The organism is Streptomyces sp. NPDC029466 (genome assembly GCF_055574515.1).
This window is the reverse complement of record NZ_JBVHZH010000108.1, coordinates 1-5156: the sequence shown is the minus strand read 5'-3', so window position 1 is coordinate 5156 and position 5156 is coordinate 1. Positions and strand designations below refer to the sequence as shown.

Genomic DNA, 5156 nt, shown 5'->3' with positions numbered 1-5156 from the left:
TGAGGTAGACGCGGTCAGTTCGGTCGAGGGCGTCGGCGTGGGTGGTGGGGTCGTACCAGTCGAAGCGGACCGATTCCGCGCCCGGGACCGGGGTGGCGTGACGGCTGGCGGCCTTGACGTGGTGGCGGCGGCGATCAGGTGTGCGGTGGTGCGGCTTCCGGTGGTTCCGGTGGCGCCGATGACCAAAGTGGTGTGGGTGTCGGTCATCGGGCGCTCCGGGCGAAGCCGGCGCCGGGTTCGTGGACGGCGAGGGGGTTCCAGTAGTCGCGGTAGGTGGTGAAGCGCCCGTCCTGAACAGTCACGACGGCGATGTAGGTCATGTCGAAGGGCTTGCCGCTCTCCATCAGGCGGCCCACACCGCGCATCTCGACCACGATCGTCTCGGGGTCGGTGGTCTGGTGGATCCGTACGTCGGGGAAGTCATGCAGGTCTATGTGGTCGGGGTAGTGGCGCATGTAGGCGGCGATGGACTCCTTGCTGCGCAGCCTGCCCCCCGGCCCCAGTCACTTCCGACCCGGATCCCGTCGAGCGCGGGCAAGCGAGGACAAGCGCGGACATCCGCCAACGCCCGCGAAATGGCATCAGACAGTTCCGTGCGACGAGCATTCGTTCAGTCGATGACGGCGGTGGCTTCGATCTCGACCAGGTGCTCGGGTACGTCCAGTGCCGCGACGCCCAGCAGCGTGGCCGGCGGTACCGGGGTGACGCCCAGCTTGGCGGCTGCCCGGGTGATCCCCTCAAAGAGCAAGGGCATCTTGTCGGGAGTCCAGTCGACGACGTAGACGGTCAGTTTCGCCACGTCACCGAAGGAACCACCGGCCGCGGTCAGGGCGGTACCAATGTTGAGGTAGCACTGCTCGACCTGAGCGGCGAGGTCGCCTTCGCCGACCGCGACCCCGTCGGCGTCCCAAGCGACCTGCCCCGCGATGAAGACCAGCTTCGACCCGGTCGCGATCGACACCTGCCGGTAGGCGTCAATCTCCGGCAATCCGTTGGGGTTTATCAGGGTAATGGCCATACTGCTGCCTCCATTGCCATAAGAACCGCTCTCTTGTGGTTACTCAGAAACCGTAGGAGAGTGGCCGCTGACATGGAAGAACGCACTTTTCAGTGACTGAGGAACCTGATGGTGACCAAGCAGTTCAGCGGCTCGCCCGAGGATGCAGACCTCAGGCGTGCGGACTCCCTGGCTCGGGAGATCTTCTCGGACGTCGCCAACAAGTGGGCGCTCCTGATCATCGAGTCACTCGGTGAACACACCCTGCGCTTCAGCGAGTTGCGGAACGAGATCGAGGGCATCAGCCACAAGATGCTCACCCAGAACCTGCGCATGCTGGAGCGCAACGGTCTGATCGAGCGGACGGTGCACCCCGTAGTGCCACCGCGGGTCGACTACACCCTCACCGAGGCGGGCCAGGCCCTCCGGGTGACGATCGACGGACTGTGCGACTGGACCCACCAGCACCTCAGTCACATCGAAGCCTCGCGCCACCGCTTCGACGCCTGACGGGTGGAGCGCAGGTGTTGAGCCGTCCTTGTTCTGGGTTGCCGGGCGCCAAGGGGCAGTGGGCTGGGGCACGTCGTTCGGCTCATGGTGTCCCGGCCCTGCGAACGGCAGCGTCTACGCGAGCGGCAGGGCGCTCCTCCTGCTCGTCGGACTGCTCGCCGGACGCTCGTGCGAAGCCGTCTGTCAGCCTTCCCGGATGAAGCCCTCCCGCATCAGCCAGTCCTTCGCCACCTCGTGCGGGTCCTCCCCGTCCACATCCACCCGCGCGTTCAGCCGCTGGGCCTCCGCCCCCGTCAGCCGCTTGGTGATCGGGGTGAGGAGATCGGCGATGGCGGGGTACTTCCTCATTGTGGCGCTGTTCATCTCGGGTGCCGCGTTGTAGTTGGGGAAGAAGTGCCGGTCGTCCTCCAGCACCTTCAGCTTGAGTTCGGGGATACGGCCGTCGGTGGTGGCCGCCACGCCGAGGGCGCAGGCCGAGCCCTCGGCGACCTGGGTGTAGACGACGCCGTCGTCCATCTTTTTGAAGTTCCCGCGCCGGAGGGCGAATCCGTACGTCTTCGCCACGCCCGGCAGGCCGTCCTCGCGCACCGAGAACTCGCTTCCGCCGCAGATCGTCGCCGCGCCCGGGTCTTTCTTCGTCAGACGTGCCACGTCGGAGAGTGTGCGCAGCCGGTACTTCTGCGCATTCGCCTGGTTCGCGACCAGCGCGTAGGTGTTGTTGAGCGGGGCGGCGGGCAGCCAGGTGATGCCGTTGCGGCGGTCCTCCTCTCGTACGGCGTCCCACTGCTTGTACGGGTCGACGACCTGCTTGGTGTGACCGAGGTAGGTGATCCAGGCCGTGCCGGTGTACTCGTACATCCCATCCGCCGCACCGGACTTGACCGCCTCGCGGGCACCGATCGAGCCCTGGATGTTCGTCCGGTCCAGGACTTCCGCGCCGGCCGCTTTGAAGACCAGCCCCATGATCTGGCCGAGGATGATCTGCTCGGTGAACTCCTTCGAGGTCACGGTCAGTTGGGCGCCCTCCAGCGGCCTCCCCTTCCCGATGGAGCCGGGCCGCACCGAGTCGGCCAGCGGGCTGCCGCTGGTCAGTCCGCAGCCGCTCAGCCCTGCGACGGCGAGCAGCAGGGCGCCCGCGACGGCCGTCCGTACCCGGTCCAGGCGCATCAGTCCACCTCCAGGCCGCGTGGGCGTAGCAGCAACTCGACGAGCGTCCCCAGCCAGTCCATGATCAGCGCCATGGCGACCGTCAATACGGAGCCGAGCACCAGCACCGGCATGCGCTGGTTGGTGATGCCGGTGATGCCCGAGGAGACCAGGACCCCGCGTCCTCCCCCGACCCCAAAGGTGGCCGGCGTCGCGGTGCCGACGCTCAGCACGAGCGCGGTCCGTACGCCCGCCAGGATCAGCAGGACGACCAGGGGCAGTTCGACCCGGAACAGCATCAGCAGCGGCGACATCCCGATGCCGCGCGCCGCCTCCACGAGTGCCGGGTCGGTGGCCCTCGGGCCGGCCACGGTGTTGCTCATCTCCTCGGCCCGGTCCCGCACCTTCGCGCGGGGCCGGCCGGCCATCTTCGGTACGAGCCCGATGTTCGCCGGGGCCCGCGGCCCCGGACGTCGGGGAGGTCGGTAAGACGATTTCGGCAGAGTCAGCCACGGATCCCCCATGAGATGGTGGGCCGTCCGATCAGCACGTACCCGGCGTCGAACGGCAGGGCTGGGACGACGACGATTCCGAGCGTCCCCGACAGTACTTCGTTGAGCGTGTTCGCACTGCTCAGGCCGGCGACCCCGCGGAAGATCTGGTTGCCAGGCCCGGGTCCTGAGGCAAAGGCCGCCATCGCCGCGATGCCCATCAGCATCTGGGTCAGCACCCGGACACGGGTGAGGATTGGCGGCCGGGCAAGGGCCCCGAGCACCGTGGCGACGACCATGCACGGGAAGACGGCCCTGGCGTGCTGATAGGCGCCCACCAGCAGCTGCCGGCAGCGGGTGCCCAGGTACTCCCAGAAGGTCACTTCTCGGTCCCTCCCTCAAGGCCGGTCCTCCAGCGGTCAGCGGTCCATCCGGCGCCTGCCGCGACGCCTGGCGCACCGGTGGAGTAATTCGGAGCGGCACCGGATGGCACCGGGTGGCACCGGATTCTCCAACGTGATCGCCGTCGAGGCCCGCACGATGCCATCGAATCCCCCCATCCGGTCGATCACGCGCTGCAAGTCGGCATCCGAGCGTGCCACCAAACGGCTCAGCATGTCACCACCCCGCCAGCGGCGAGGAGTACTTGGGCCGCGCCCGAGGGGAGCCGCATCAACGGCTCAGCAAACTCGCCCTGCTCGCCAACCGCTGCCCCACCTGGGCATCCGACATGACTCCCCCGGTGGTGAGGGGCGGTACCGGGTCGGAGGGATTCCCGCTGTCCGTGACAGGAGGCTCCCCACCGGCACACCCAAGAACACACGGGCCGGCGTGCGCCGTGCACTGTGTCGCCGCAACCTGGACGCATGTCCTATCGGTGCGCGGCGAAAGGTGAGCAATGAAGTTCGCAGTCATCGGTGGTACGGGTCTGATCGGGTCGCAGGTCGTGAAGAAGCTGAACGCCGCCGGGCACCAGGCCGTGCCGCACTCGCTGTCCACAGGTGTCGACGCGCTCACCGGTCAGGGCGTGGAGGAGGCGGTGACCGGCGCCGACGTCATCGTCAATCTGACGAATTCCCCGACCTTCGACGACGCCTCTCCCGCCTTCTTCCAGACCTCGATGGACAACCTCCTGGCCGCCGGCCACAAGAGCGGGGTGGGGCACTTCGTCATTCTCTCGATCGTCGGCGCGGACCAGGTACCCGACCTCGCCTATTACCGCGCCAAGGTCTTGCAGGAAGACATCCTCAAGGCCGGACCGATCCCCTATTCGATCGTCCGCGCCACCCAGTTCATGGAGTTCATCGACGCCGTCATGTCCTGGTCCACCGAGGGCGACACCGTCCGCCTGCCCACCACCCCACTCCAGCCGATCGCCGCCCAGGACGTCTCCGACACCGTCGCCGAGGTCGCCGCCGGCCCCCCTCTGAACGCAACCCTCAACGTCGGCGGGCCCGACGTCCATCCCCTCGACGAACTCGGCCGGATCACCCTGAACGCCCGACCCGACGGCCGCTCGGTCGTCACCGACGACAACGCAGGCATGTTCGCCGCCGTCGACGGCGATGTGCTCACCACCAAGGGCGACGCACGCATCGCCCCCACCCACTACACCGACTGGCTCACCTGACCCGGCCGGCCCCCGCTGGAGACCTCGCCATGCCGAATAACGAACAGGCGGCGGGCAGCGCCGGGAGTCAGCCGCGCTCGGAAGCGTGGAAGACGGCGCTCACCGTGACTACCAGGCGGACGGAAACAACCGGACGGACTCCCGGAGCCGTTTCCTCGTCACCATGATGTGCGCACCGGGCCAGCCCATGCTCACCCTGGTCGACGACGAAGAGCTGACCCGGCGCCGGCACCTACGAGCTCCCCGCCCAGGCACTTGACCGCACCGCACCGACAGCCGGGCTGACCGCGATGAGCTGCGGGGCATCGACTCAGTGCCCCGGAGTGAGCACCCGCGCGGGACGGATCAGGCGGGTCCTTGGAATGCATCTGCGGAGGATGGG

Annotated in this window: 5 protein-coding genes and 5 pseudogenes; 3 read left to right on the top strand and 7 right to left on the bottom strand. The window is 67.9% G+C overall.

From position 1 onward, the window contains the following. The 3 genes and pseudogenes from ACZ4XD_RS37180 to ACZ4XD_RS37170 all read right to left on the bottom strand — a co-directional run. Nucleotides 1-207: pseudogene (locus tag ACZ4XD_RS37180) on the bottom strand (ergot alkaloid biosynthesis protein); the annotation flags it as partial. Beyond that, nucleotides 204-488: pseudogene (locus tag ACZ4XD_RS37175) on the bottom strand (nuclear transport factor 2 family protein); the annotation flags it as partial. The pseudogenes ACZ4XD_RS37180 and ACZ4XD_RS37175, both read right to left, overlap by 4 nt. Nucleotides 489-610: 122 nt before the next feature. Continuing rightward, nucleotides 611-1018, bottom strand: a complete 408-nt coding sequence (locus ACZ4XD_RS37170; RefSeq protein WP_468049974.1) for a RidA family protein — start codon at nt 1016-1018, stop codon at nt 611-613. Nucleotides 1019-1126: 108 nt separating this feature from the next. Between ACZ4XD_RS37170 and ACZ4XD_RS37165 the strand changes: the two genes are divergently transcribed. Then, nucleotides 1127-1507, top strand: coding sequence for a winged helix-turn-helix transcriptional regulator (locus ACZ4XD_RS37165; protein WP_468049972.1), 381 nt, complete (start codon nt 1127-1129; stop codon nt 1505-1507). A 183-nt stretch (nt 1508-1690) separates the two neighbouring features. Here the strand turns inward: ACZ4XD_RS37165 and ACZ4XD_RS37160 are convergent, their stop codons facing one another. The 4 genes and pseudogenes from ACZ4XD_RS37160 to ACZ4XD_RS37145 form a co-directional block, all read right to left on the bottom strand. Beyond that, nucleotides 1691-2674 carry a glycine betaine ABC transporter substrate-binding protein gene (locus ACZ4XD_RS37160; protein WP_468049971.1) on the bottom strand — a complete coding sequence of 328 codons (984 nt, stop codon included), beginning with the start codon at nt 2672-2674 and terminating at the stop codon, nt 1691-1693. Beyond that, nucleotides 2674-3036, bottom strand: a pseudogene (locus ACZ4XD_RS37155) (ABC transporter permease subunit); the annotation flags it as partial. The pseudogene ACZ4XD_RS37155 and the gene ACZ4XD_RS37160, both read right to left, overlap by 1 nt. Before the next feature lie 122 nt (nt 3037-3158). After that, nucleotides 3159-3527: a hypothetical protein gene (locus ACZ4XD_RS37150; protein WP_468049969.1), complete on the bottom strand. Its 369-nt coding sequence runs from the start codon at nt 3525-3527 to the stop codon at nt 3159-3161. A 36-nt stretch (nt 3528-3563) separates the two neighbouring features. Next, nucleotides 3564-3767 (bottom strand): annotated as a pseudogene (locus ACZ4XD_RS37145) (hypothetical protein); the annotation flags it as partial. 275 nt (nt 3768-4042) lie between these two features. Between ACZ4XD_RS37145 and ACZ4XD_RS37140 the strand changes: the two are divergent. Next, the gene (locus tag ACZ4XD_RS37140; protein ID WP_468049968.1) at nt 4043-4774 is read left to right on the top strand and encodes an SDR family oxidoreductase; all 732 of its coding nucleotides are present in this window, start codon (nt 4043-4045) and stop codon (nt 4772-4774) included. Nucleotides 4775-4889: 115 nt separating this feature from the next. Continuing rightward, nucleotides 4890-5033: pseudogene (locus ACZ4XD_RS37135) on the top strand (cupin domain-containing protein); the annotation flags it as partial. Between the last annotated feature and the right edge of the window lie 123 nt (nt 5034-5156).